18 protein-coding genes are annotated in these 24,617 nt (G+C 73.2%); 11 read left to right on the forward strand and 7 right to left on the reverse strand.

Going from position 1 to position 24,617, the window contains the following annotated elements; all coding sequences use genetic code 11:
• Positions 1 to 141: 141 nt before the first annotated feature.
• A complete protein-coding gene (locus tag ACQP17_RS02135) occupies positions 142 to 1,038 on the reverse strand; it encodes a universal stress protein (protein WP_433854656.1) in 897 nt (298 codons plus the stop codon).
• Positions 1,039 to 1,454: 416 nt separating this feature from the next.
• Here ACQP17_RS02135 and ACQP17_RS02140 point away from each other — a divergent pair, with 416 nt between their 5' ends.
• Positions 1,455 to 1,859, forward strand: coding sequence for a VOC family protein (locus ACQP17_RS02140; protein WP_364882174.1), 405 nt, complete (start codon positions 1,455 to 1,457; stop codon positions 1,857 to 1,859).
• Between the two features lie 125 nt (positions 1,860 to 1,984).
• Here ACQP17_RS02140 and ACQP17_RS02145 read toward each other — a convergent pair whose 3' ends face one another.
• From ACQP17_RS02145 to ACQP17_RS02155, 3 genes are all read right to left on the reverse strand, one after another.
• On the reverse strand, positions 1,985 to 3,826 hold the full coding sequence (locus ACQP17_RS02145) for a phospholipase C (RefSeq protein WP_433854657.1): 1,842 nt from the start codon (positions 3,824 to 3,826) through the stop codon (positions 1,985 to 1,987).
• 168 nt (positions 3,827 to 3,994) lie between these two features.
• Entirely contained in the window at positions 3,995 to 5,251 is a 1,257-nt protein-coding gene (gene efeB, locus ACQP17_RS02150) for an iron uptake transporter deferrochelatase/peroxidase subunit (RefSeq protein ID WP_433854658.1), read from the reverse strand.
• Positions 5,252 to 5,256: 5 nt separating this feature from the next.
• Complete coding sequence (locus tag ACQP17_RS02155; RefSeq protein WP_433854659.1) at positions 5,257 to 6,471, reverse strand: EfeM/EfeO family lipoprotein; 1,215 nt, start codon at positions 6,469 to 6,471, stop codon at positions 5,257 to 5,259.
• 541 nt (positions 6,472 to 7,012) lie between these two features.
• Here ACQP17_RS02155 and ACQP17_RS02160 point away from each other — a divergent pair.
• From ACQP17_RS02160 to ACQP17_RS02180, 5 genes are all read left to right on the forward strand, one after another.
• The gene (locus ACQP17_RS02160; protein ID WP_433854660.1) at positions 7,013 to 8,221 is read left to right on the forward strand and encodes a cytochrome P450; all 1,209 of its coding nucleotides are present in this window, start codon (positions 7,013 to 7,015) and stop codon (positions 8,219 to 8,221) included.
• Positions 8,222 to 8,497: 276 nt separating this feature from the next.
• Positions 8,498 to 9,562 (forward strand): type III polyketide synthase, encoded by a 1,065-nt coding sequence (locus ACQP17_RS02165; RefSeq protein WP_433854661.1) that lies wholly within the window; start codon positions 8,498 to 8,500, stop codon positions 9,560 to 9,562.
• Between the two features lie 331 nt (positions 9,563 to 9,893).
• The gene (gene dnaK, locus ACQP17_RS02170; RefSeq protein ID WP_433854662.1) at positions 9,894 to 11,789 is read left to right on the forward strand and encodes a molecular chaperone DnaK; all 1,896 of its coding nucleotides are present in this window, start codon (positions 9,894 to 9,896) and stop codon (positions 11,787 to 11,789) included.
• Positions 11,786 to 12,439 (forward strand): nucleotide exchange factor GrpE, encoded by a 654-nt coding sequence (gene grpE, locus ACQP17_RS02175; RefSeq protein ID WP_433854663.1) that lies wholly within the window; start codon positions 11,786 to 11,788, stop codon positions 12,437 to 12,439. The genes dnaK and grpE overlap by 4 nt, the downstream gene beginning before the upstream one ends.
• 127 nt (positions 12,440 to 12,566) lie before the next feature.
• A complete protein-coding gene (locus ACQP17_RS02180; RefSeq protein WP_433854664.1) occupies positions 12,567 to 14,267 on the forward strand; it encodes a cholesterol oxidase substrate-binding domain-containing protein in 1,701 nt (566 codons plus the stop codon).
• Positions 14,268 to 14,283: 16 nt separating this feature from the next.
• Here the strand turns inward: ACQP17_RS02180 and ACQP17_RS02185 are convergent, their stop codons facing one another.
• Entirely contained in the window at positions 14,284 to 15,402 is a 1,119-nt protein-coding gene (locus ACQP17_RS02185) for a CapA family protein (protein WP_433854665.1), read from the reverse strand.
• A gap of 9 nt (positions 15,403 to 15,411) precedes the next feature.
• Positions 15,412 to 16,206, reverse strand: a complete 795-nt coding sequence (locus tag ACQP17_RS02190) for a GNAT family N-acetyltransferase (protein ID WP_433854666.1) — start codon at positions 16,204 to 16,206, stop codon at positions 15,412 to 15,414.
• A gap of 352 nt (positions 16,207 to 16,558) precedes the next feature.
• On the opposite strand from ACQP17_RS02190, the gene ACQP17_RS02195 reads away from it, so the two are divergent.
• The 3 genes from ACQP17_RS02195 (at position 16,559) to ACQP17_RS02205 (ending at position 21,064) form a co-directional block, all read left to right on the forward strand.
• Positions 16,559 to 18,724: a SpoIIE family protein phosphatase gene (locus tag ACQP17_RS02195; RefSeq protein ID WP_433854667.1), complete on the forward strand. Its 2,166-nt coding sequence runs from the start codon at positions 16,559 to 16,561 to the stop codon at positions 18,722 to 18,724.
• An 83-nt stretch (positions 18,725 to 18,807) separates the two neighbouring features.
• The gene (locus ACQP17_RS02200) at positions 18,808 to 19,986 is read left to right on the forward strand and encodes a MalY/PatB family protein (RefSeq protein ID WP_433854668.1); all 1,179 of its coding nucleotides are present in this window, start codon (positions 18,808 to 18,810) and stop codon (positions 19,984 to 19,986) included.
• A 259-nt stretch (positions 19,987 to 20,245) separates the two neighbouring features.
• Positions 20,246 to 21,064, forward strand: a complete 819-nt coding sequence (locus tag ACQP17_RS02205) for an IclR family transcriptional regulator (RefSeq protein ID WP_433854669.1) — start codon at positions 20,246 to 20,248, stop codon at positions 21,062 to 21,064.
• Here the strand turns inward: ACQP17_RS02205 and ACQP17_RS02210 are convergent.
• The gene (locus tag ACQP17_RS02210) at positions 21,043 to 21,918 is read right to left on the reverse strand and encodes a fumarylacetoacetate hydrolase family protein (protein ID WP_433854670.1); all 876 of its coding nucleotides are present in this window, start codon (positions 21,916 to 21,918) and stop codon (positions 21,043 to 21,045) included. The genes ACQP17_RS02205 and ACQP17_RS02210 overlap by 22 nt on opposite strands.
• Before the next feature lie 546 nt (positions 21,919 to 22,464).
• Here ACQP17_RS02210 and ACQP17_RS02215 point away from each other — a divergent pair.
• A complete protein-coding gene (locus ACQP17_RS02215; RefSeq protein ID WP_433854671.1) occupies positions 22,465 to 23,736 on the forward strand; it encodes a VWA domain-containing protein in 1,272 nt (423 codons plus the stop codon).
• Positions 23,736 to 24,566 (forward strand): hypothetical protein, encoded by an 831-nt coding sequence (locus tag ACQP17_RS02220; RefSeq protein WP_433854672.1) that lies wholly within the window; start codon positions 23,736 to 23,738, stop codon positions 24,564 to 24,566. Before ACQP17_RS02215 ends, ACQP17_RS02220 begins: the two co-directional genes overlap by 1 nt.
• The last annotated feature ends 51 nt before the right edge of the window (positions 24,567 to 24,617 follow it).

Here is a 24,617-nt window from a genome sequence, read left to right on the forward strand (position 1 = left end):
GGTACCGGCAAGCCTGTCCAGCGAGGGACGGGCGCGCCGCGCACCGGTCGTCATGAGTGGGGTGAACGGGGCCCGGGGAGCCGTCCCGGGGCCGGGGTGAGGCCGGGGCCGGCGGTGGGGGCCGGCGGCCCGGTGCCGGGCTCAGTCATCGGGGACCACGGCGACCGGGCAGGCCACGTGGTGGAGGGCGGCGTGGGCCACCGGTCCGACGCGCGGTGCGAGCAGCGGACGGTGCAACCGGCGGCCGACGACGAGGAGTTCGGCCCCGAAGACCGTCTGGACCAGGGCCCGGGTCGGGCTCTCCGGGAGGACGGTCTGCTGGACCGGCACCCCGGGAAACCGCTCGCACCACGGGCGCAGGGCCTCGCTCATCTCGGCCTCCGCCTCCTTGGTCAGTTCCTTCTCGGCGTCCGGGTCGAGCCCCCAGGGGGTGTAGGCGTGCAAGGGCAGCGGGCGTCCGTGCACGGCCTGGAGGGGCACGCCGCGGCTCGCCGCGGCGTCGAAGGCGAAGGCGAGCAGCCGCTCGCAGGGCACGCGCAGGCCGAGGCCGACGACCACCCGTGCGTCGTGTCCGGGCGTCGAGCCGCTCTCGCGGTCGTGACCGGGTGTCGCCGCCCGGTCACCGGCCCGAACGAGGACGACCGGCCCCCGCGCCCGGCCCACCACGTCCAGACTCACATCGCCGAGCACATAGCTCTCCCAGACCCCCAGGGCCCGCGACCCGAGCACCAGCAGATCCGAGGCGGCGGCCGCCCGCAGCAGGGCGTCCTCGGCCTCGGATCCCACCAGATCCTCGACGATCCGCAGCCCCGGGTGACGCTCCTGCACCTCGTCGCGGGCCCGGCGCACCAGCTGCCGGGCGCCGGCGTTGCGGTCCCGGTCCGGCGGCGTGTCCGGCGCCTCGGCGGCCAGCAGGATCCAGGCATGGAGCAGCCGCAGCACCGACTGCCGCCGGTCCGCCTCATCAGCCGCCCAGTGCGCGGCCGCCAGGCTCTCCGGCGAGCCGTCGAGCCCGGCGGTGATGATTTCCGGCTCCATGGCTGTCCTTCTTTCGCACTCCGGGTCCGGCCGCACCGACGGGTCGGGAGCGTCTGTCGGTGTTCCTCCTCGGCTGCTGCCCGCGGGGCCGGGCGAGGTGCCCGCCCCGGCTACCGAGCCTGCTCGATGCCCCGGCCCGCACCAAGGGCCGATGGGCGCCGCGCCCGGACCGAACGGCCCGGCGCCGACCTGCCGTAAGTCCCTTGACCGCAGGAGCGTGCTCGTGATCGCCGCCGGCCCGCGGGAACGAGGTCCGTTCCTGCCCCCATCCTGGCCCCTCGCGCGGGGGCCTGCCAGGCCAGGCGGTGCCGGGGCGGCGGGACGGGCGCCGGCGCGGTGCGCGGAGTGCCGGCGCCGACACGGGGTAACCGGTCCGGGGAGGGCGGGCGCAGGCCCGTCGGCAGGAGGGGAAACGCATGGCCGTCGACAAGGCAACTGTCCTGGTACTGGATTGCACGGAGCCCGCGCCACTGGCGGACTTCTACGCACAGTTCCTCGGCGGGGAAGCCCGGATCGAGAACACCCCGGACTACATCGAAGTCGTCGCGGGCGGCCGGGTCCACCTCGCGATCCGGCGCGACCCGGGCGCGGCGCCGCCGAGTTGGCCCCGCCCCGACGACTCACAGCAGGCGCATCTGCACTTCCTCATCCCGCAGGACGACATGGACGAGGCCGAGCGCGAGGCCGTCGCCCTGGGCGCGCGGCCGCTCGAGACGCGCGAGAACCGCGGGCCGTACGACGCGCGCCGCTACTCGGACCCCGCGGGTCACCCCTTCGTGCTGGCCGCGAGCGAGGGGCACGCCATGGGGCAGGCGATCTGAACCGCCGGCCGGCCATGGACCACGACGGCCCGCAGCGGCCGAGCGCGCGTCCCCGCAGCGGCACGGCCCGGTGGCTCACCGTTTCGGTGAGCCACCGGGCCGTGGCCGTTCGCCGGTCCGTCAGGTCAGGCGGTGCGCTGCTCCTTGCGGCGGCGCAGCACCAGGATCGTGGCGGTGACGCCGCCCGCCACCACGGCCGCGCCGATGCCGATCGGCAGCAGCTCGGAGTCGGAGGAGTCGCTCGTGGCGGCGGTGGCCTGCATCGCGGGGCCCGGGTCGATCGTCGTGGCGACCGGGGCGACGTGCCGGATCGGGCCGACCGACTTGACCGAACCGTTGGCGTTGAGGAGCACCTGCTTGTTGTTCGGGTGCCGGAAGTCGAACATGCCGTTCAGTGAGCCCGCCCGGGCGTCGAAGGACGCGTCGCCGATCCGGCCGGTGTGCCAGTTGTTCTCGATGAACTTGATGATCGAGGTCTGCTCGGTCGGAGTGTGGTCGATCTTGTTGACCTTGCTGTACGGGGAGATCACCAGCAGCGGCTGCCGGGTGCCGGGGCCACAGCGGTCCTTGTAGCCGCCGGCGGCCGCGGGGCCCGCCTGGCAGGCCGGGCTGTCGGTGGCCTTGCCGTTGGACCCGGTGCTGGTGTCCTTGGAGCCGTTGCGCGGGGCAGTGAAGGCGTGGTCGTACCAGCCGTCGGAGTCGTCATAGGCGATGACGACGGCGGTGTCCTTCCACTGCGGGGACTGCTGGATGTGGTTGATCTGGTTGACGAGGAAGTGCTGCTCGTCGATCGGGTCGGAGTAGGCGGCGTGCGCGTCCTGGTAGGCGGGGGCCTTGAGGAAGCTGACGGCGGGCAGCTTGCCCGCCTTGAGCACGGCGTCGAAGTCGCTCAGGTCGTAGTTGTGGTTGGCCTGTCCGGCGTGGCCGACCTCGTTGACGCTCTTCGGCGGCAGGTGGTGCGGGTTGGCCGTCGACTTGTAGTACTGGAACGGCGCGTGGTGCGGGCTGTAGTCGACGGCCTGCGCTCCCCCGACGTTCGCGTGGGTGGTGCCGCCGCACTTGGCGTAGTGCCCCGAGTCGCCGTCCCAGGCGGTGCTGGGCCGGAAGCCGCCCTGGAACCAACCCCAGCTGACGTGCCGGGCGTTGAGGAGGTCACCGATGTTGCGCCCCTGCATCGAGGCCAGCGCGTCCTTGCTCGTGTGGTCCTTGTTGGAGCAGTCGTCGTAGGCCGGGTCCGGGTCGCGGACCATCGTGCCGACGCCCTTGGCGTCCGGCGACTGCACGGTGTGCGGATCGGGCGCGTCGGTCCGCCGGGGGTTCTCCGTGCTCGACGCCGGATCCGTGGACACCACACCGTGGGTCTGCCCGGAGACCAGGTTGAGGGCGCCCGGTGTGGAGGGGCCGTAGGTCGAGCTGAAGGAGCGGTCGTTGAGGGAGTAGTGCTGGGCGTAGTTCCACATGCCGGTGACGGTGTTGCCGTCGTAGTAGTCCATCACCAGGCCGGGCTCGCCGTAGAGCCCGCCGGAGCACTTGCCGGAGTCGGTGTTCTCGACGAACTTGTCGGCCTTGCCGCCGTGGTAGGCGTACTGCTCGGGCCCGTAGTCGTGGTTCTGGTCGCAGGTGACGGCCTGCTCGGGGGTCAGCCGCTTGGGGGCGTACTGGTTGGGGTTGTGCTTGAGCAGCCCCGCGGTGCGCAGGTTGTCGATGTCCCGGGGAGTGCGCGGTGAGGGGGTGAACTTGGTGCCGTCGGTGTTGGCGGCCTTCGGGTACGTCGCGAAGTAGTGGTCGAACGAGATGTTCTCGTCGAAGAGCACGACCACGTGCTTGATGGGGGTGGCCGTCCGGGACGAGGCGGTCCCGTCGGCTGCCGCCCATGCGGGCCCGCCCGCGCCCAGGGCCGCGAGGGCCGCGGCGCCCGTGAGGGCCCCCAGGCTCCGGATCGTTGCTCGTTTTCCCCTACTGGCCATGCTTTTTCACCCTCCGGGCAGGGACGTGTTCGGTGCGGTACGGCCGGATGTTCTGCCGGTCGGACGGCGGTGCGGCAGAGCCATGATGACCCGAGAGTGAACACTGGGTCAGGTAACCCAGGCCAAAACTTGACCCGGTGTTGACCCTTTGGGCCGAACCTCCGCCGCTCATGCGAGCAACGCCCGGCCGTACCAGTCCGATTCTCCCCGGACACCCGGCAGCGCGTAGAAGTATCCGCCCCCGAAGGGCTTGATGTAGTCCGTCAGTGGCTCACCGGCCAGTCTGCGCTGCACGGTCTCGAACTGGCGGGCCAGGTCCCGCTGGTAGCAGCAGAACAGCAGGCCCATGTCGAGGTTGCCGTTGCCGTCCGTCCCGTTGTCGTAGTTGTAGGCACGGCGCAGCAGGCGCTGGCCCGCGGTGTCGGCGGTGCGCGGGTTGGCCAGCCGGATGTGGCTGTCCAGGGGGATCACATCGCCCTTGGGGTCCCCGGGGTAGTGCGGGATGTCGTGTTCGGCGTCGCCGTCCAGGGGTGCGCCGGTCTCCCGGGCGCGGCCGAACATCCGCTCCTGTTCGGTCAGCGACACCCGGTCCCAGAACTCCACCAGCATGCGGATCAGCCGCACGACCTGGTAGCTGCCGCCGACCGCCCAGTCCGGCTCGCCCGCGCCCCGCCCCACCCACACCAGTTGGTCCATCTCCCGGGCGGAGCCGGCGTCGGGGTTGGCCGTCCCGTCCTTGAACCCGAGGAGGTTGCGGGGCGTCCCGGACGGCCGGGGCGGCGAGGTGAAGCCGTCCAACCGCCAGCGCACCTGCATCCCGCCGCGGGTGTGCCGGGCGAGGTCGCGCAGGGCGTGCAGCACGGTGTCCGTGTCGTCGGCGCACAGCTGGAGGCTCAGGTCGCCGTGGCACCACTCGGGCCGCAGGTCGTCGTCGGGGAAGGAGGGCATGGTGGTCAGGCGGCGCGGTGCCCGGCCGCGCAGCCCGAAGCGGTCGTCGAAGAGGGCGGCCCCCACGCCGACCGTCACCGACAGGGCGCCGGCGGGGACCTGGGGCCCCAGCAGGCCCGAGTCGGCGGGCGGGCCGGTGATGCCGACCGGTGCCGGCTCTCCGCCGCCGGTCAGGAAGCGGGCGCGGGCCGTGACGGTCCGCAGCAGGTCGGCCAGCTCGCTGCGGCTCCCGGCGGTCACATCGAACGCGGCGAACGCCGTGACCCGGCGCGGCGGGGCGGTCACCGATGCCTGATGGGTGCCGTGGAACGGGACCGGCAGCGCGGCGTCCGACAGCAGTCCCGGACCCGGCACGGGCAGCGCCACCGGCCCGCCGTCCGCCGGCGGGGCGTCGGCGGACGCGGTGCCGCCGGCCGCCAGACCGGCACCGGCCAGCGCCGCCCCCCGCAGGAATCCCCGTCGCCCGACACCGTTCATGCCCCTCACACCGTTCTCCGTGCGTCGCACAGCGTCGCCACCGACGCCAACCGTTCCACCAGGTCCCCGAACACCGCGTTGACGTGCTCCCGCGCGGCCCGGTCCAGCCGGCCCGGCGGAGTCCACCGGCCGTCGTGCCGGAAGCCGTCGAGCAGCCGGCGGGTGCGGTCCAGGTCGTCGTCCAGCTTGCGCAGCCCGGGGTAGCGGGTGACCAGCAGCGGGTGCAGCCGGCTGAGGACGGCGCGGGTGCCGTCGATGTTGGCGCGCGCGGTGGCGAGGTTGCTGCCGCTGCCGTAGTCGGTGCGCCCGGTCAGCTCGAACTCGACGGTGTTCTCCAGGATTTCGTGGGCCCGCAGGCCGAGGTCCGCCGGGTCCATCCGCTCCTGGGCCCAGTCGTCCCGGAGCGTGCGGACGGTGGCGAGGAGGGCGGCGGCGGGGGCGCGCAGGGAGGCGGCCGGGGCGTCGTGCCACAGTCCGTATTCGATGCGGTGGAAGCCGGTGAACTCCGGGTCGCGGTCGCCGCGCGGCAGGCCGGCGCCGGTGCCGTTGATCTTCTGGTCCGCGTCGCCGAAGGTGCCGTACGCCGCGCCCAGCCGTTCGTAGGCGAGGTGCGCGGACAGCCAGGCCCTGCGGGCTCCCGCGAGGTCCCCGCGGCCGAGGGCGTCACGCAGCGTTGCGGTCCGGCCGACGAGGTCGTCCAGGCCGCCCGCGACCCACTTCTGGTACTCCAGCGCCGGGGGAATCAGGTCGTGCTGGGTGAGCGGGGCGGCCGCCGGGCCCGGTCGGCCGCCGCCGGCGATCCGGACCGTGGGCCCGGTGACCGCGTCGGCGTCGTCCGGCAGACACATGAAGGCGTAGCTGCCCTGCCCCAGGGTGACCCGCAGCCGGCGGGTGGTGCCGGGGCCGATGCCCTCCGTCTCGCCGTAAACCGCCCCGGTCCGCGGGGACTTGAGGTAGACCTCGGCGGCGGTGCCGGAGGTGTTGTGCAGCTCGAAGACCTGCGTCCCGGAGCGGGGACGGTCCCAGCCGCGGCCGCAACCGCTCGACGAGACCTCGACGGCGGTGTGCGGCAGCCCGTCGGCCGCGGTCCCGGCGTCGCCCGCCGCGTCCCCGGGGCGGCCGGCCAGGACGAGGGTCGCCAGCACTCCCCCTGCCAGGAGTGCGCCCACGGTGACCCGGAAGCGCGCGGACCGCAGCCATGCGGGGCCCGATCGTGGCACTCCCAGCCTCCCGGGGGTCGTTCGCGGCACGCGCTCGCGTACCTGACGCAGACAAATCGCCGCCACGGCTCCGGCGAGTCTCCTGCCGGGCCGAGGGCAACGCTGCACATGCTATGCAGCACACGCCGCCCGAACACCCATTCCCCCGAAGAGATGCCAGAACTTCCCCCGCGGTTCACCGGGCCGTCGCCGCGCACGGCCGCCGGCCGGGCCGCCGGGCGTCCTCGCGGGAGGGTGCCCGGCGGACGGACGGGAGGGGCCCGGAAACCCCGCCGGCCCCCTCCACAGCACCACCCGATTGGCCCAATGGTCCGGCCGCCCGGGCCGGGGCGGTGCGCCGCCGGGAATGCCGGGCACCCCGCACTCCCGGGCCCGCTGGGCCGATCGCGTGGAAAGGCCGTCCGGGGCATCCCTGTGTTTCGATCCTTGGAATGAACGGGCGCTTTCCGCCCGCGGCCGTGTGCTGCCGTGCGTGGGCGTCCCGTGCTCTTCAGCGCAAGCGGTGATTCCGCTCGCCCCCTCCTCACGTCGGGAGTTCGCCATGGAATCCGGTGCGAAGGTATGGAACTGCCCATTCGACTATGCCGAGGCTCTTGAATTCGACCCCACGCTCAAGCGTCTGCTGGAGGAGGAACCGGTTGCGCGTATCCGGCTGCCGTACGGCGAGGGCGAGGCGTGGCTCGTCACCCGGTACGAGGACGTCCGCACGGTGACCACCGACCGGCGCTTCAGCCGCAGCGGTGTCATCGGCCGGGACTTCCCCCGTATGACGCCGGAGCCGATCGTCCAGGACGAGGCGATCAATGTGATGGACCCGCCGGCCAGCAGCCGGCTGCGGAGTCTGGTCTCCAAGGCCTTCGCGCCGCGCCAGGTGGAGCGCATGCGGGCCGGCACCCAGCACGTCGTGGACGAGCTGCTGGAGCGGATGGCCGCGCAGGGCTCGCCGGCGGACCTGATGGAGAGCCTGGCCTCACCGCTGCCGCTGACCACCATCTGTGAGGTGCTGGACATCCCCGAGGCCGACCGCGGCCAGTTGCGCGCGCATGCCCGGACCATGATGAACGTCAGCCTCGACAACCGGGACCGGGCCGTGCGGGCCAAGGCCGATATGCGCGGCTACTTCAAGACGCTGACCGCCAAGCGCCGTCAGCACCCGGGGGACGACCTGATCAGCGCGCTGGCCACCGCGCGTGACGGCGACGAGATCCTCAATGACCAGGAACTCACCGTCATGGCGATGGTGCTGCTCATCACCGGCCAGGACACCACCACCTACGAGATCGGCAACCTCGCCTACACCCTGCTGACCCGGCCCGCGGAACTGGCCATGCTGCGCTCGCGGCCCGAGATGCTGCCGCGCGCCATGGAGGAGATGCTGCGGTTCATCCCGTTCCGCAAGGGCGTCGGCATCCCCCGGGTCGCCACCGAGGACGTGGAGTTGAGCGGGGTGACGATCCGTGCCGGGGACATCGTGCACGTCTCCTATCTGACGGCGAACCGGGATCCGCGGAAGTTCGACCGGCCCGACGAGCTGGACCTGGAGCGTGAGGGCAAGCCGTCCCACATGACGTTCGGCTGGGGCGGGCACCACTGCCTGGGCGCCCCGCTGGCCTTCACGGAGCTCGAAGTCGCCCTCACGGCCCTGCTGGAGCGCTTCCCGGACCTGCGGCTGGCGAAGCCGGCCGAGGAGGTGCGCTGGAACACGACCTCGATCTGGCGCTATCCGCTGGAGTTGCCGGTCGCCTGGTGACCGCGGCCGGCGCAGCGGAATGCAGAACTCACCCGGCCGGCGTACGGTTACTAGTCGGAAAGATGATCCATCTGCACGGGGAGAGGTCATTCTTCGACTGGCCCGCCGTTTCCCTCAAGAGTCGTCGACCCCGGGCCCGTGGGCCCGCCAGCGGTTCTCCTGTCCCGGGTGATCCGGGAATGTGTTCCGCGGCGGTTTTCACCGGCCGAATACGACTCGCCATCCACGAGGGGAATTTCCGAAAAGGCGGTCCCTGGTCTGCAAGGAGTGCATCCCATGGCGGTTCTGTGCAAACCTGCAATCGCGGTCCCTGAGTACGTCATCACCCAGGACGACACCCTCGAACTCGCACAACGGCTGCACAAGGATCATTCGCAGCTGAGACTCGTGCTCCGGCTCATCGAGCACACCGGTGTCCTCAAACGGCATCTGATCCAGCCGATCGACAAGGTGCTCAAGCACCCGGGTCTCGACGCCCGCAACGCGGTGTACGAGCAGGAGTCCAAGGCCCGTGTCCCCGCCGTGGTGCGCACGGCGCTCGACCAGGCCGAACTGGAGCCCCAGCAGATCGATCTGATCGTCTATGTGTCGTGCACCGGGTTCATGATGCCGGCGCTGAGCTCCTGGCTCATCAACACCCTGGGCTTCCGGCCGGAGACCCGGCAGATGCCGATCGCCCAACTCGGCTGCGCCGCGGGCGGCGCCGCGGTCAACCGGGCACACGACTTCTGCACGGCCTACCCGGACGCGAACGTGCTGATCGTGGCGTGCGAGTTCTGCTCGCTGTGCTACCAGCCGACGGATCTGGGCGTCGGATCGCTGCTGTCCAACGGGCTGTTCGGGGACGCGGTCGCCGCGGCCGTGGTGCGGGGTGACGGCGGCGCCGGCATCAGCCTGGAGCGCAACGGCTCGTACCTGATCCCGAACACCGAGGACTGGATCTCCTACGCGGTGCGCTCCACGGGATTCCACTTCCAGTTGGACAAGCGCGTGCCCGGCACCATGAAGCCGCTCGCCCCCGCCCTGCGCGCCATGGCGGAGCAGCACGAATGGAACGCGGGCGACCTGGACTTCTACATCGTCCACGCGGGCGGCCCGCGCATTCTGGACGACCTGTGCCACTTCCTGGACGTGCCGCCGGAGGCGTTCCGGTTCAGCCGCGCGACGCTCACCGAGTACGGCAACATCGCCAGCGCGGTGGTGCTCGACGCCCTGGGCCGGATGTTCGAGGAGGACTCGGCGCTCGACGGTCAGCGTGGTCTGCTGGCGGGCTTCGGGCCCGGCATCACCGCCGAGATCTCCCTCGGCACGTGGACCTCGGCCCCGGTGCCGGCGAGGTGAGCGCGGCCTCTCGGTGCGCCCGGTGGTGTCCCGCCGGGCGCACCGCCGGGTCCGCGTCCGCCGGGTCCGTGCCTGCCGGGTCCGTGCCTGCCCGGTCCGTGCCCGGCCCGACCGGTGGCCGGAAGCGCACCAGAACTGGCACATACATCCCTTTTGCGTTGAATGGGAATATCTTTACAGATATATCGGCACGCTTCATGCAGCGCCGGCGCCCGGTGGCGGGCGGACCGGGCGCCCGCCCCGCGGCGGAGCCCGAGCACCGTACCCCTCCGCTGCCCCCTGATCACGGGCCGCTTCCGGGAGTGGGCCGCAACGCGAGGAGAAGAAGACCATGGCACGTGCAGTGGGTATCGACCTGGGTACGACGAACTCGGTGGTCAGTGTGCTGGAGGGCGGCGAGCCCACGGTCATCACCAACTCCGAGGGCGCCCGGACCACCCCCTCGGTGGTGGGGTTCGCCAAGGGCGGGGACGTCCTGGTGGGCGAGGTGGCCAAACGGCAAGCCGTGACCAACGTGGACCGCACCGCGCGCTCGGTCAAGCGCCACATGGGCGAGGCCGACTGGCGCTTCCCGGAGCACGGGGACATCGACGGCAAGCGCTTCACCGCCCAGGAGATCTCCGCGCGGGTCCTGCAGAAGCTCAAGCGCGATGCCGAGGAGTACCTGGGCGAGGACGTGACGGACGCCGTCGTGACCGTGCCGGCCTACTTCAACGACGCCCAGCGCACCGCCACCAAGGAGGCCGGGGAGATCGCCGGCCTGAAGGTGCTGCGGATCGTCAACGAGCCGACCGCGGCCGCGCTGGCCTACGGGCTCGACAAGGAGAACGACCAGACGATCCTGGTCTTCGACCTCGGCGGCGGCACCTTCGACGTCTCGCTGCTGGAGATCGGTGACGGGGTCGTCGAGGTGAAGGCCACCAACGGCGACACCCACCTGGGCGGCGACGACTGGGACCAGCGGATCGTCGACCATCTGACCAAGCAGTTCAAGAACGCCTACGGCATCGATCTGTCCAAGGACAAGATGGCCACCCAGCGGCTGCGGGAGGCCGCCGAGAAGGCGAAGATCGAGCTGTCCGCGGCGACCGAGACCACGATCAACCTGCCGTATCTGAGCGCCTCGGCCGACGGCCCGCTGCACCTGGACGAGAAGCTCACCCGCTCCCAGTTCGAGCAGCTCACCGCCGATCTGCTGGAGCGCTGCAAGTCGCCGTTCCACAACGCGGTGCGGGACGCCGGGATCGAGGTCTCCGACGTCAATCACGTGATCCTGGTCGGCGGCTCGACACGGATGCCCGCGGTGACCGAGCTGGTCAAGGAACTGACCGGCAAGGACCCGCACAAGGGCGTCAACCCGGACGAGGTCGTGGCCCTCGGCGCCAGCCTCCAGGCCGGCGTGCTCAAGGGTGAGGTCAAGGACGTCCTGCTGCTGGACGTCACCCCGCTGTCCCTCGGCATCGAGACCAAGGGCGGCATCATGACCAAGCTGCTGGAGCGCAACACCACGATCCCGACCAAGCGGTCCGAGATCTTCACGACGGCCGAGGACAACCAGCCGTCCGTGCAGATCCAGGTCTACCAGGGCGAGCGCGAGATCGCGGCGTACAACAAGAAGCTCGGGATGTTCCAGCTGACCGGTCTGCCGCCGGCCCCCCGCGGGGTCCCCCAGATCGAGGTCTCCTTCGACATCGACGCCAACGGCATCATGCACGTCACGGCCAAGGACCTGGGCACCGGCAAGGAGCAGAAGATGACCGTCACCGGCGGCTCCTCGCTGCCGAAGGACGACATCGACCGGATGGTCCGCGACGCCGAGCACCACGCCGAGGAGGACCGCCGCAAACGGGAGACCGCGGAGACCCGCAACCAGGCCGAGCAGCTCGTCTACCAGACCGAGAAGTTCCTCAAGGACAACGAGGGGAAGGTCCCCGGAGAGATCAAGACCGAGGTCGAGGAGGCCGTCGGCGAGCTGAAGGAGAAGCTCAAGGGTGAGTCCGCCGAGGGCGACAACACCGCCGAGATCCGCACGGCCACCGAGAAGGTCGCCGCCGTCTCGCAGAAGCTGGGCCAGGCCATGTACGCGGACTCGCAGGCGCAGTCGCAGGCCGCCGGGGCGGGCGCGGAAGGCTCCGGCGAGGGCGGCGCGGCGGCCGGCGGCGAGCAGGACGATGTCGTCGACGCGGAGATCGTGGACGACGACAAGCAGGAGGGAGGCACCCGATGAACCGCCCGCCCCATGTGCGTGGCTTCCGCCACCCGCCGCTGGCGCTCGTCGGACACGGGCCCGAGGAGAGCCCCGGGCCGCTGCCGCCCCGTCCGGCCGAGGGGGAGGACGCGGCCGGGCGGGAGTCCGGCGGCGAGCGGACCGAGCGGCCGGTGCCCCCGGAGGCGGTGCTCGGCGCGGAACTCCGGGAGCGGACCGCCGATCTCCAGCGGCTGAAGGCCGAGTTCGACAACTACCGCAAGCGGGTGCACCGTGACCGCCAGGCGGTCGGGGAGATCGCCGTCGCCAATGTGCTGAGCCGGCTGCTGCCCGTGCTGGACTCGCTGGCCGGGGCCAGGGAGCAGGGCGAGGTGACCGGCGGCTTCCGGCGGATCGCCGAGTCGCTGGAGAGCGAACTCGCGGCGCTGGGCCTCCAGCCGGTCGGCGCGGCGGGTGCCCCCTTCGACCCGAAGATCCACGAGGCGGTGACCTACACCCCCGACGAGCGGCTGGAGCGCGCCCTGTGCACCGCGGTCCTGCGTCAGGGCTACCGGGTCGGCGACCAGCTGCTGCGCCCGGCGCAGGTGGCCGTCACCGGGCGGTCCGCCGGCCGGCCCGCGGTCACCACGGGAGGCCACAACCACCCGGCGCCGCACGGGCATTGCAACTGACGGCCCGTCACCCTACCCTTCCGGCACACCCCCACCGCACCGGGGCGCTCGTACGGTTCTCACCTCTACGACGCGTACGCGGTGCAGCGGGGCGGCACGCCGCGAGCCGCGTGCCGGAAGGACCGCCATGTCCGACGAGAGCGCTCGCAGGAACTCCCTCACCCGCCGCACGCTCCTGGGCGGGGCCGCCGCCGCGGGCTTCGCGGCGGCCGCGGGCATGCGCCCCGCGTACCGCATCCCCGCGGGCAGCGCCGCGGCCACCCTGACCACTCCTCCCGACTTCCCCGCCGGCGTTCCGCTCGCCCAGCAGGCCTTCCGCAACTGGTCGCTGGAGATCGTGGTCGAGAACGTCTGGACCGCGTCGGCCCGTACGCCCGACGAGGTCGTCACCCTCGCGAACTGGGCCCACCAGCACGGCTACCGGCTCCGGGCCCGCGGCAAGGGCCACACCTGGTCACCGCTGGTGCTGCCCGCCGGGGCCGACACCAGCCGTACGGTCCTGATCGACACCACCACTCACCTCACCGCGGTCGATGTGCGCGGCGGCAGCCCCGGCAGCGTCACCGCGCAGACGGGGGCGACCCTCGATGCCATCCTCGCCCGCCTGGAGGAAGCGGGGCTCGGCCTGGCCACCACCACCGCGCCGGGCGATCTGACCCTCGGCGGGGTACTCGCCATCGGCGGGCACGGCACCGGGGTACCCACCGCCACCGAGAACCCGCCCGCGGGCTCCGGCTTCGGCACGCTGAGCGCGCTGGTCACCTCGCTCACCGCCGTGGTGTGGAGCGCGGCGGACGGCCGCTACGTCCTCAAGACCTTCACCCGCGGCGAGGCGGACCTGCGCGCCTTCCTGGTGCACCTGGGGCGCGCCTTCGTCACCGAGGTGACGATGACCGCCGCGGCCAACACCCGTATCCGCTGCCAGAATTGGTACGACGTGAACGTGGCCACGGTCTTCGGGGCGCCCGGCACCGGCGGGCGCACCCTCGGCTCCTACGTGGACCGCACCGGCCGCGTCGAGGCCATCTGGTTCCCGTTCACCGATGTGCCGTGGCTGAAGGTGTGGAGCGTGGCACCGGACAAGCCGCTGTTCGCCAAGCAGCTCGACGGGCCCTACGCCTACACCTTCGCCAACCGCGTCACCGAGGACATGTCCAAACTGCTGGGGCAGATCGCCGCGGGCGGGGGCGACAAGACCCCGGCGTTCACCAAGCTCGCCATGTCCATCGTGGGGTCCGGGCTGATCGTCACCGGTACCTGGGACGTGTGGGGCTGGTCGAAGAACAGCCTGCTGTACGTCGAGCCGACGACGCTGCGGATCGTCGAGGCGGGCTGGGCGGTGCTGACGTCGCGGGCGAATGTGCAGCGCGTGGTGCACGAGTTCCACGCCCGGTACCAGAGCCTGCTCACCACGTACCAGAACCGCGGCTCCTACCCGGTCAACGGCCCGATCGAGCTGCGCATCACCGGGACGGACCCCGTCGACGGGCCCCTGCTGTCCCCGGCGCGGGTGCGGCCGGACCATCCCGAGTGGGACACCGTGGTGTGGCTCGACTTCGCCACCTACCCCGGTACGCCCGGCGCCGGGCCCTTCTTCCGTGAGCTGGAGCAGTGGATCTGGCAGAACTACACCGGCTATGCGACGGTGCGGCCCGAGTGGTCCAAGGGCTGGGCGTACACGGACGACGGGCCGTGGAGGGACTCCTCCGTGGTGGGCGGCACGGTGCCGGCCGCGTTCGACGACTGGCGCACCGCCCGGCAGACGCTGAACTCCTACGATCCGGCGCGGGTGTTCTCCAACGCCTTCCTGGACACCCTGCTGCCCTGACGGGGGTGGCCGTTGCCTAGGAGTAGGCGGGGCGCAGGGTGAGCGCGCCGCCGGGCCCGGCGGCGGTGCACGGGGCGAAGCCGGCGGCGAGGGAGTCCAGGAGCCCGCGCAGCCACCGGAGGTCCTCCGCGGAGACCGGGCACAGCCGCAGCCGGCGGGACCGCAGCGGGGCGATCCGCAGTTCGCGGAGCCGGCCGGTGTCCGCGTCCAGCGACACGAAGTACAGCAGCCGCAGGTCGTCCCGGTAGTGCTCGTAGCCGGTGATGCCCTCGTAGTCGTCGATGAGGTCGCCGCAGCCGTGGATCACCAGCTTGCCGCGGTAGGCCTCCAGGGCCCGGGGGTGGTGCGAGGAGTGCCCGTGGACGACGTCCGCCCCGCCGTCGAGCAGCGCGTGGGCGAAGGCGGCCTCGTCGCGGGGCACGTGATAGCCCCAGTTGGGGCCCCAGTGGACCGAGGCCACCACGAGGTCGCCCGGCTGCCTGAGCTGCCGGATCCGGTCGGTGAGGGCGGCCGCGGCGGCCCGGGAGGGCCCGGGCACGAAGGCGACCCCGGAGCGGTCCGCGGTCGCCGCCCAGCTGTCGGGGATGCCGCTGGAGGGCATCCCGAAGGACAGGACCAGCACCCGGCGGCCGCCCGCGACGGGGACGATCGCCGGACGGCTCGCGGCCGCGGCGTCCGCGCCGGCCCCGGCCGTCCGCAGCCCCGCCGCCGCCAGCGTGGCGAGCGTCTCCGCCAGGCCGCGGCGGCCGAAGTCGAGGACGTGGTTGTTGGCGAGGACGCAGACGTCCGGGCGGGCGGCGGCCAGGCACGGGAGGTTCGCCGGGTTCATCCGGTAGTGGATCGCCTTGCCGGGGGCGAACCCGGAGTGCCGGGTGACGCCGGTTTCCAGGTTGAGCACCCGGGCGGCGGGCGCCGCCGCGTCGAGCAGGCGCAGCGCCTCGCCCCACGGCCAGGAGAAGGCCGCCGGGCGGGGAACGGGGCCGTTCGCCGCCTCTGCCAGGGCGACGTAGTCACGGGCGTCGCGGGTGGCGGCCTCGCGCAGCTCCGGGTCTCCGGGATGCGGCAGGATCTGGTCGACCCCGCGGCCCAGCATGACGTCACCGCAGAGGAACAGCGTGAGCACGTCACCGCCCATTCCTCCAGGCTAGGCCCTGACGGGCGGGGCTTCCCGGCGGACCGTGGGGCGCGTGACCGGCTGTCCGGTGAAGAAGTGCACGTACTCGTGGCGCAGCCGGAAGCCGGCGTTCCAGGCGAGGAGCCGGCTGGGGCGGTGGTCGCGCGAGCAGGTCCAGCTCGCGGTGCGGCCGCGGGCGGCGACGTCCCGGCACAGGGCGGTCACACAGGCCAGGGCCAGGCCCCGGCGGCGGTGGTCGGGGGCGGTGAAGCAGGCGAGGTCCTCGTAGGCGGTGCCCCGGACGTGGGTAGCGGCGACGGCGAGCATCCGGTCCCGGTCGAGGGCCGCCCGGCCGAGCCCGGAGGCGGCGAGCGCGGCCGGGCCGCCCCAGGTGGCGTGGATCCACGCCGCGTCCGCGGTGAGGGCGGTGAGCGCCGGCGCGTCCCCGGGTGCCAGCCTGCGCACCGTCACGCCGTGCGGCGGGCGCGCGGCCGGGACCGGGACCTGATGGACCCAGAGCATCCGCTCCCACGGCACGATCCGGCCGAAGGCCCTGCCCAGCGCCGGTCGGAAGGGGCCGGCCGCCCGCACGTAGTGGGCGTCGAAGACCGCGAGGGCGCCGGGGGCCAGGGCGACCGGATCGCCGCGGAGCAGCACCTGGCCGGCGCAGCTCACGGCGACGGTGCGGGGGTCGGCGGCGCGGTCGGCCCACCAGCGGCCGGTTCCGGTGGCCCGCACGTGCTCGGCCAGTGCGGCCGTTCCCGGGGCTCCGGCGGTGAACCAGGCGCAGGGCGCGGGGAGTTGGTCCGGGGCGAGTTCGATCACGGCGTTCCTCGGGTGTCGCGGGGCGGCCCGGGGCGAATCTCCCCGCCGCCCGGTGCGCCGCCGGGCGGTCCACGGGCGGCTCCGGCCATCAGGACAGTACGGGAGGACAAGTACATTTCAGGTGCTCTCCCCGCCAAGGAGGGGGCGCGGATACACCGAACGGACGCCACCGCCCCGGGACGTACGGACCGCTCCCCCGGGCCCGTCCGCTCCGGGGCCCGAAGCCCGTCGTAGCCGTCCGGTTCCGCCCGGTGGCCGGCCCGGCTGGGGCCTGGACTGCTCCACGGTGCGGTGTGTCACAGTGGGAGGTGACTCGGCCGCGCGATCGGTATGGGCAAGAGAGGGCATGGTCATGTCCCTGGATTCGGACCGTCTAGACGCGGTCACCGCGCACCTGCGGTCCCCTCCTCTGCGACGTGAGGAGTACGAGGACCTCTTTGGTCAGGCGCCGGTGATCTTCGCTGCGCTGAGCGGCCCGCAGCATCTCCTGGAGGCCGCCAATCCTGCGTTCTTCGAGACGATCGGGGGCAACCGCGACCGTACGGGCACGCCGCTCGGGGAGCTGGTCCCGGAGCTGGCCGCGCAGGGCGTCCTCGACCGGATCGACGCGGTGTACCGCAGCGGCGTCGCCCACCGGGCCCGCGCCGGACGGCTGATCCTGGGTGCACCGGGAGCGGAGCGGGAGGGGTTCTTCGACTTCACCTACGAGCCGCGCCGGGACGCGGTCGGCAGGGTGGACGGCGTGGTCGTGATCGCGGTGGAGACCACCTCGTACCACCACGCCCAGCTGCTCGCCGCCGAGCAGCGGGTCCTGCTGGAGCGCATCGCGCGCGACGCCCCGCTGGCCGAGATCCTGACGGGCATGGCCCTGGCCATCGAGGAGCTGTCACCCGGCATGCTCGTCTCGGTACTGCTCAGCGACGACGACGGCCGGCATCTGTGGCACGGCACCGGCCCGAGCCTGCCCGACTTCTTCAACGCCTCGGTCGACGGCATCGCCACCGGGGAGAGCGTGGGCTCGTGCGGCACCGCCGCCTATCTGCGGGCCCCGGTGATCGTCACCGAGATCGCCACCGACCCGCTGTGGGAGGGCATCCGCGATCTGGCGGCACGAGCCGGGCTCGCGGCGTGCTGGTCCACCCCGATCATGAGCGCGGACGGCCGCCTGCTGGGCACCTTCGCGATGTACCACCGCACCCCCAAGGCCCCCGACGAGCAGGACCTCGCCCTCAGCTCGGCGTTCGCCCGCACCGCCGCTCTGGCCATCGAGCGCCATCAGGCCACGGAGGCCGGCCGCGCCGCGCAGGACCGCGAGAAGGAGGCCCGCGAGGACCTGGCCTTCGTGCTGGACGCCAGCACCGCCATCACCCGCGAGCCGCATTTCACCGACTGCCTGCAGTGCCTGGCCCGGCTGACCGTGCCGACGCTGGCGCCGCTGTGCACCGTCCATGTGGTCGAGGACGGCCGGACCCGGCGGATCGCGGTCGCCGCCGCCACCGGCGCCGACGAGGACTTCCTCGCCTCCCCCGGCGTGCGCGACCGGATCGACGAGGCGGTGGCGCACGTCCTGGCCTCCGGCAGCACGGAGACCGACCGCTCGGGCGCCCGCTCCGGGCTGCCCGGCACCGCCGGATACGTCTGCGTGCCGCTGGCCACCCGCGGCCGCACCTTCGGCGTGCTGACCCTGCTGGCCACCGGCCGGCCGCTGGACGACCACATCATCGCGCTCGCCGAGGAGCTGGCCAGCCGGGCCGCCGCCAGCGCCGACAACGCCCACCAGTTCTCCGACCGCGTGCAGCTCGCCCGCGACCTGCAGGCCGGCCTGCTGCCGCCCGAGCTGCCCACGATCCCCGGGGTCGAGCTGGCGGCGTCCTACCACCCGGCGGGCGAAGGGCTCGATGTCGGCGGTGACTTCTACGACGTCTTCCCGCTGCCCGACGACCGCTGGGCGGTGATGATCGGCGATGTGCGCGGCCGCGGCGCGGCGGCGGCCACCACCACGGGGATGGTCCGCCACACCGCGCGTGCCGCCGCCCGGCTGCTGCACGACCCGGCGGCCGTGGTCGGCGCCATCAACGACGCGCTGACCGGCAGTTCCATCAGCGCGGACGACTTCGTCTCGCTCGTCTACGGGGAGCTGTCGCCCGGCGCCTGCCCGCTCACCCTGGAGCTGCTGCGTGCCGGGCACGTCCCGCCGCTCGTCCGCCGCACCGACGGCACCGTGGAGCAACTCGCGCAGTCGGGCCTGCTGTTGGGGGTCGCCCCGGAATTCGACGGCACACCGTGCCGGGTGGAGCTGTATCCGGGCGACAGCCTGGTCCTGGTCACCGACGGCATCACCGAGGCGCGCTCGGCCGACGGCGAGTTCTTCGACGAGCACCGGCTGGCCGAGGCCCTCCTGGGGTGCGGCTCCTCCGGAGCCCCGGCTCTCATCGCGGCGATCAATGCCGCGGTGACCGCCTTCGCGGGCCCCTCCACCCCCGATGACCAGGCCGCTTTGATCCTGACCGCGGTCTGAGCCGGCCCGGCACCGGCCGGCGGGCCGAACGCCGCGGCCCGCTCCCCCTGCCGCGGCGGGCGGAACGTGCCTATTTTGGGCTCATGGACCACGCGCTGCGCGACGACTCCGCCGACGCCAACCCCCTGCGCCGGCTCACCCTCGACGAGCTGCGGCTGCGCACGAGCATGAAGTGGCGCACCTACCCGGACGACGTGCTGCCGCTGTGGGTGGCGGAGATGGATGTGCCGCTCGCTCCCCCGGTCGTCCGGGCGGTCGGCGAGGCGATGGCTCGCGGCGACACCGGCTACCCTGCCGGGACGGCGTACGCGCAAGCCCTGGCCGGCTTCGCCCGGGCGCGCTGGGGCTGGGACGGGGTCGACGTGGCGCGCACCGCGATCGTGCCCGATGTGATGCTGGGCGTCGTCGAGATGCTCGGGCTGGTCACCGGCCCGGGCGACCCGGTGGTGGTCAACTGCCCCGTGTACGCGCCGTTCTACCAGTTCGTGACGCACATGGACCGGCGCGTGGTGGAGGCCCCGCTGGGCGAGGATCTGCGGATCGACCTCGACGTGCTGGAGGAGGCCTTCCGGCACGCCCTCGCGGACGGGGGCCGGGCCGCGTATCTGCTGTGCAGTCCGCACAATCCCACGGGCACGGTGCACAGCGCCGGGGAGCTGTCCGCGGTGGCGGCGCTGGCGGACCGCTACGGCGTACGGGTCGTCGCCGATGAGATCCATGCGCCGGTGGTGGCCCTGGACGCCGCCTTCGTGCCCTATCTGAGCGTGCCCGGGGCGGAGCGCGGCCTCTCGCTGATGTCGGCGTCCAAGGCGTGGAACCTGGCCGGGCTCAAGGCCGCGCTCGCCCTCGCCGGGCCCGCCGCGGCCGACGATCTGGCCCGCCTGCCGGAGGAGGTCAGCCACGGCCCCAGCCACGTCGGCATCCTGGCCCACACCGCCGCGCTGCGGGAGGGCGGCGACTGGCTCGACGCGGTGCGCGGTGGCCTCGACGACAACCGGCGGCTGCTGGCCTCCCTGCTGGCCGAGCGGCTGCCCGGGGTCCGCTACCGGCCGGCCGAGGGCACGTATCTCGCCTGGCTCGACTGCCGGGCGCTCGGCCTCGGCGACGACCCCGCTGCGGTCTTCCTCGAACGGGGCAGGGTGGCCCTCAGCCCCGGCCCGCACTTCGGCACGGGCGGCGCCGGTCATGTGCGGCTCAACCTGGCGACCTCCCCCGACCTCCTCACCGAGGCCGTCCGGCGGATGGCGTCGGCGCTCGGCTGACTGCCCCGCGACCGCCTCCCGTACCGCCGGCCGACGGCCTTACGACGGTGCCGCCCCCGTGTCCGGCACGGGAACTCCCCGTCCCTCCCCGGCACTTGACAGTCCCATCCACCGGGACACAGTCTCGGTCACGGGGTTGGTTGAACGCCGCAACTGCTGTCAGTGCCGCACAAGTCCCAGTGACAGGGCCGGAATCGGCTGGCTAGTGTCACCGGGCGAGTCTGCCGCGCAGCACGAACCGGAAGGGCCGAGGGCGACGATGAGCAAGGCAGTGACGCCGGGGTCCGGCCGGGCATCCGACGGCGGCGGCACGGGCGAGCGGGCGGCCGGCACGCTGGACCGGGGGCTGGCGATCCTGACCCATGTGGCGCGCCACCGCGGCAGCTCGACCGCGGAGATCGCCCAGGCGCTCGGGCTGACCCGCAGTACGGCCTACCGGCTCGTCGACCGGCTGCGGGAGCAGGGCTGGCTGACGCAGGCACCGGCCACGACCCGGTGGCAGCTGGGGCCGGCGGCGGTACGGCTGGCGTCCGCTGCGGTGGCCTCGACCACCCTGCGGGACGCGGCCGCGCCCGCGCTGCGCACCCTCGGCGAACTCACCGAGGAAACCGTCAGCCTCGGTGTGCCCAACGGCCTGACCATGGTGTTCGTCCACCGTGAGCGCGGCACCCGGCCGGCCACGGTGACCGCGGAGCTGGGCGCGGCCCGCCCGTTGCACTCCACCGCACTGGGCCGCGCCTACCTGGCCGCGCTGCCGCAGCAGAAGCTGGAGGACAGCCTGATCGAGCTGGTCCGTGACCCGCTGTCCCCGGTGACCGCGGCCACCGTCTCGGACCTGCACGCCGAGATAGAGCGCACCCGCGAGCGCGGCTGGTCCCAGGATCTGCGGGAGTTCGACGAGTCGAGCTGCTGCTGCGGCGCCGCCGTCCACGACCACACCGGGATGCCGGTCGCCTGCATCAGCGTGGCCGGGGTGGCCGAGCGGATGGAGCCGCTGATCCCGGCGTACGGGCCGCTGGTGGCGCGGGTGTGCCGGGAGCTCTCCCACGACCTCGGCTATCTGCCGCCCGTCTGCTGATATCCCGGGCCGCCGGCCCCGGCACCGTGGCACACCGCGGTCCGCACCGGGTTGACCAGGCACCCGATCCCCTCCACCTCCGACTCCAGCACATCTCCCTGCCGCAGCGCGCGCGGCGGGTGCATGAAGTCGCCACAGCCGGCCGGGGTTCCGGTCAGTACCACGTCGCCCGCCCGCAGGGTGAAGAACCGGCTGAGGTAGGCGATCAGCGCGGGGATGCGGAAGACCATGTCGGCCGTCGTCCCGTCCTGCACCGTCTCGCCGTTGACCCGGGTGCGGATCCGCAGCCGGTGCGGGTCGGGGATCTCGTCGGCGGTGACCACCACGGGCCCCAGGGGGCAGAAGGTGTCCAGGCCCTTGCCCCGCAGCCACTGCCCGTCGCGCTCCTGGAGATCACGCGCGGAGACGTCGTTGGCGACGGTGTAGCCGAAGACGTGGCGCAGCGCGTCCGCCTCGGGCACGCAGTGGGCCTCGCCGCCGATGACGACCGCCAGTTCGGTCTCCCAGTCGACGCGCCGGGTCAGTTCCGGATCGAAGACGATCGCCTCACCGCTGCCGATGACGCTGGAGGAGAGCTTGGGGAAGAGGACGGGCTCGGCGGGCCGGTCCCAGCCCATCTCCGCCAGGGTCCCCGGGTAGTTCGGCCCGACGCCGTACAGCGCGCCCGGGCGGTAGGGCAGGGACGGCACCGGATCCGCTCCGATCGGCAGCTCGCTCCACGACCAGGGCAGGACGCCGCCCGCGATGACCTCGGCCAGGGTGACGGAGGGCGGCGCCAGCCGCCAGGGGTGCTGCGGCGCGAGCCGGCCGACGAGCCTGCGGCGCCCCTGATGGATGAGGGTGGCCAGATGCATGGGTGCGCTCCAGGGCGATGGGCGCCCCGCGGCACGGCGGGGCGCGCTGCTCAGTGGGACGGACTACCGGACAACGGGGCACCCGGGCCCGGGGCGTGACGGCGCCCGCAGCCGGGCCATTGGGCCGCTACCGGCCGGGGAGGCGAGGGCCGCGCCGCTCGGGCCGGCGGGGCGAACGCCCGGGACAGCGGGTTTTCGGTCCTCGGGGGCGGTCCTCGCCCGTTCCCCGGTACCGGCCCGCCGTGTGACCTTCCTTGCCATGCCCCCTCCTTCAACACCGCACCGGTTCCCACCGGTTGGGACGTGGGGGCACGAGGCGGGATGTGGTGTGCCGACGGTAAGCGAGACCCCGCGCCGACCGCAATGGCCGACTCCCGTTCCGGGGCAGGGCGCCGGGACGGAAGCACGGCGTCCGGGCCGTCCGGGGCACGGTTGCCACGGCGCCGGGTGCGCCCAACCGGCCGCCGCCGCCCGGCGGGCAGCCGTTTCCGCCACCGGTCCGGCAACCGTTTTGGACTGCGGGAGGTTTCTCCATACGATCCGTCGATGATCACAAGAAAACGGCTGGCGGCCGGGGTGTGCGGGCTGCTCGCCGCGATGACCGTCATGCTTGCCCCCACACCCGCCAGCGCCGGTGAACCGGACGCGAAGTCCTCCCCCAAAGTCGAGTTGACGCTCGATGTGAGCGGCTCGATGCGGGCGCGCGACATCGACGGCCAGAGCCGGATGGCCGCGGCCAAGCAGGCGTTCAACGAGGTGCTGGACGCGGTGCCCGGCGATGTCCAGCTCGGCATCCGCACCCTCGGCGCCAACTACCGCGGCGAGGACCGCAAGGTCGGCTGCAAGGACACCCGGCAGCTCTACCCCGTCGGGCCGCTCGACCGGACCGAGGCGAAGACCGCCGTCGCGACGCTCACCCCCACCGGCTGGACGCCGATCGGCCCCGCCCTGCTGGGCGCGGCCGACGACCTCAAGGGCGGTGACGCGAGCCGCCGGATCGTCCTCATCACCGACGGCGAGGACACCTGCGCGCCGCTCGACCCCTGCCAGGTGGCGCGGGACATCGCCGCCAAGGGCATCCACCTCACCGTCGACACCCTCGGGCTGCTGCCGGACGCCAAGACCCGCAACCAGCTCAGCTGCATAGCCGAGGCCACCGGCGGCACGTACACCTCGGTGGAGCACACCAAGCAACTCCGCGACCGGGTACACCAGTTGGTGGACCGGGCGGCTCGTCCGGCGGCCACCCCCGTGGCGACCGAGGGGTCGGGGCAGTGCGCCGGCGCCCCGCAGCTCAAGCCCGGCCTCTACAGCGACCGCGAGAAGTTCGCCGAGCACCGCTGGTACCGCGTCGACGTCCGGCCCGGCCAGGAGCTGCGCGCCTCGGTGAGCATCGCCGCCGACCGGGCCGTCAACAACGACTACGGGGTGCTGCTGCGGGCCTCGACCGTGCACGGCCGGGAGATCGTCCGCGGCGCGGAGGCGGGCGACGGCCGGACGGACGTGATCTCCTCCGGGCTGCGCTATCCGAAGCCGCCGGACGAGTCCACGGACGACGGCACGCCCGCGGCGGAGACCGTCTGTCTGCAGGTCAGCAACTCCTTCTCGGCGCCCGCTTCGGTCAAGACCGACCCCGGCCTGCCGGTCGAGCTGACCGTCGACGTGGTGGACGGCCCCTCCGACGCCTCCGACGCCGCCTTCTTCGGGCTCGGCCACGGCTGGTGGCTGCTGATCACGCTGGCCCTGTCCGGGCTGGTGGCCGGTCTGCTGTGGGGCTGGATCTCGCGCTGGCGCGTCACCGTCTGGAGGACCAACTGATGCGTACCGTACGCACCCTGATGACCGCCGTGCTGGCGGGCGCCGCCCTGTTCGGCGCGGCGGGCACCGCCCTCGCCGACAGCCCGTCCCCCTCCGCGAGCAGCAGTGCCGACGGGGAGCCGGCCGCGCCGACCGAGGCCGGCACCTCCTTCCGCACCGCGACCGCCATCCGGCCGGACCAGCCGGCCACGGCCGACGCCTCCACCGGCGACTACCTCTACTGGGTACTGCCCGTGGACGCGGGGCAGCGCGCCACCGTCAAGGCCGAGGTGACGCTGCCGCAGGCCGCCGCCCGGCACGGCGCGGCCACCTGGCGGCTCGACGTCTATGACGGGCTGCGCCGCCGCCAGTCCTGCGTCTACGGCGCCCAGACCAGAACGACGGCGGCGGAGTCCGGCTCGGTCGAGCTCTCCTGCACGCTGCGCACGGTCCGCGCCTGGGCGGAACCGTGGGCGAACGACCCGCTGCCGGGCAGCTACTACGTCCGGCTGACGGTGGTCGACCTGCCGAAGGACGACCTCGGCCTGCCGGTGCACGCCGAGGTGAACGCCACCACGGCCGACACCGGTGGCGCCCACGCGGTGGACGGCGCGCTCGCCGCGCCCCTGGTGCCCGGCGCCGCCACCGCCACGCCGCAGGACGGGGAGAGCCCGGCCGGGCAGCAGCCCGTGGCGGCGGACGGGCCGGACGGCGGCTGGTCGTCCGGCCGGTGGTCCGACCGCTGGATCTGGACCGCGGTGGGCGGGCTGCTCGCGGCCCTCGCCGGGATCGCCGGCTATCGGCTGACGCGGGGCTCCGGCCGCCCGTCACGCATACCGCCGGGCGCCTGACCGCGAGGGGGCGGCCATGACACGGTCACGGCCGCCCCCGAGGCCCGTCGG

This window comes from Streptomyces kronopolitis, from assembly GCF_050953795.1.
Taxonomy (GTDB): domain Bacteria; phylum Actinomycetota; class Actinomycetes; order Streptomycetales; family Streptomycetaceae; genus Streptomyces; species Streptomyces kronopolitis_A.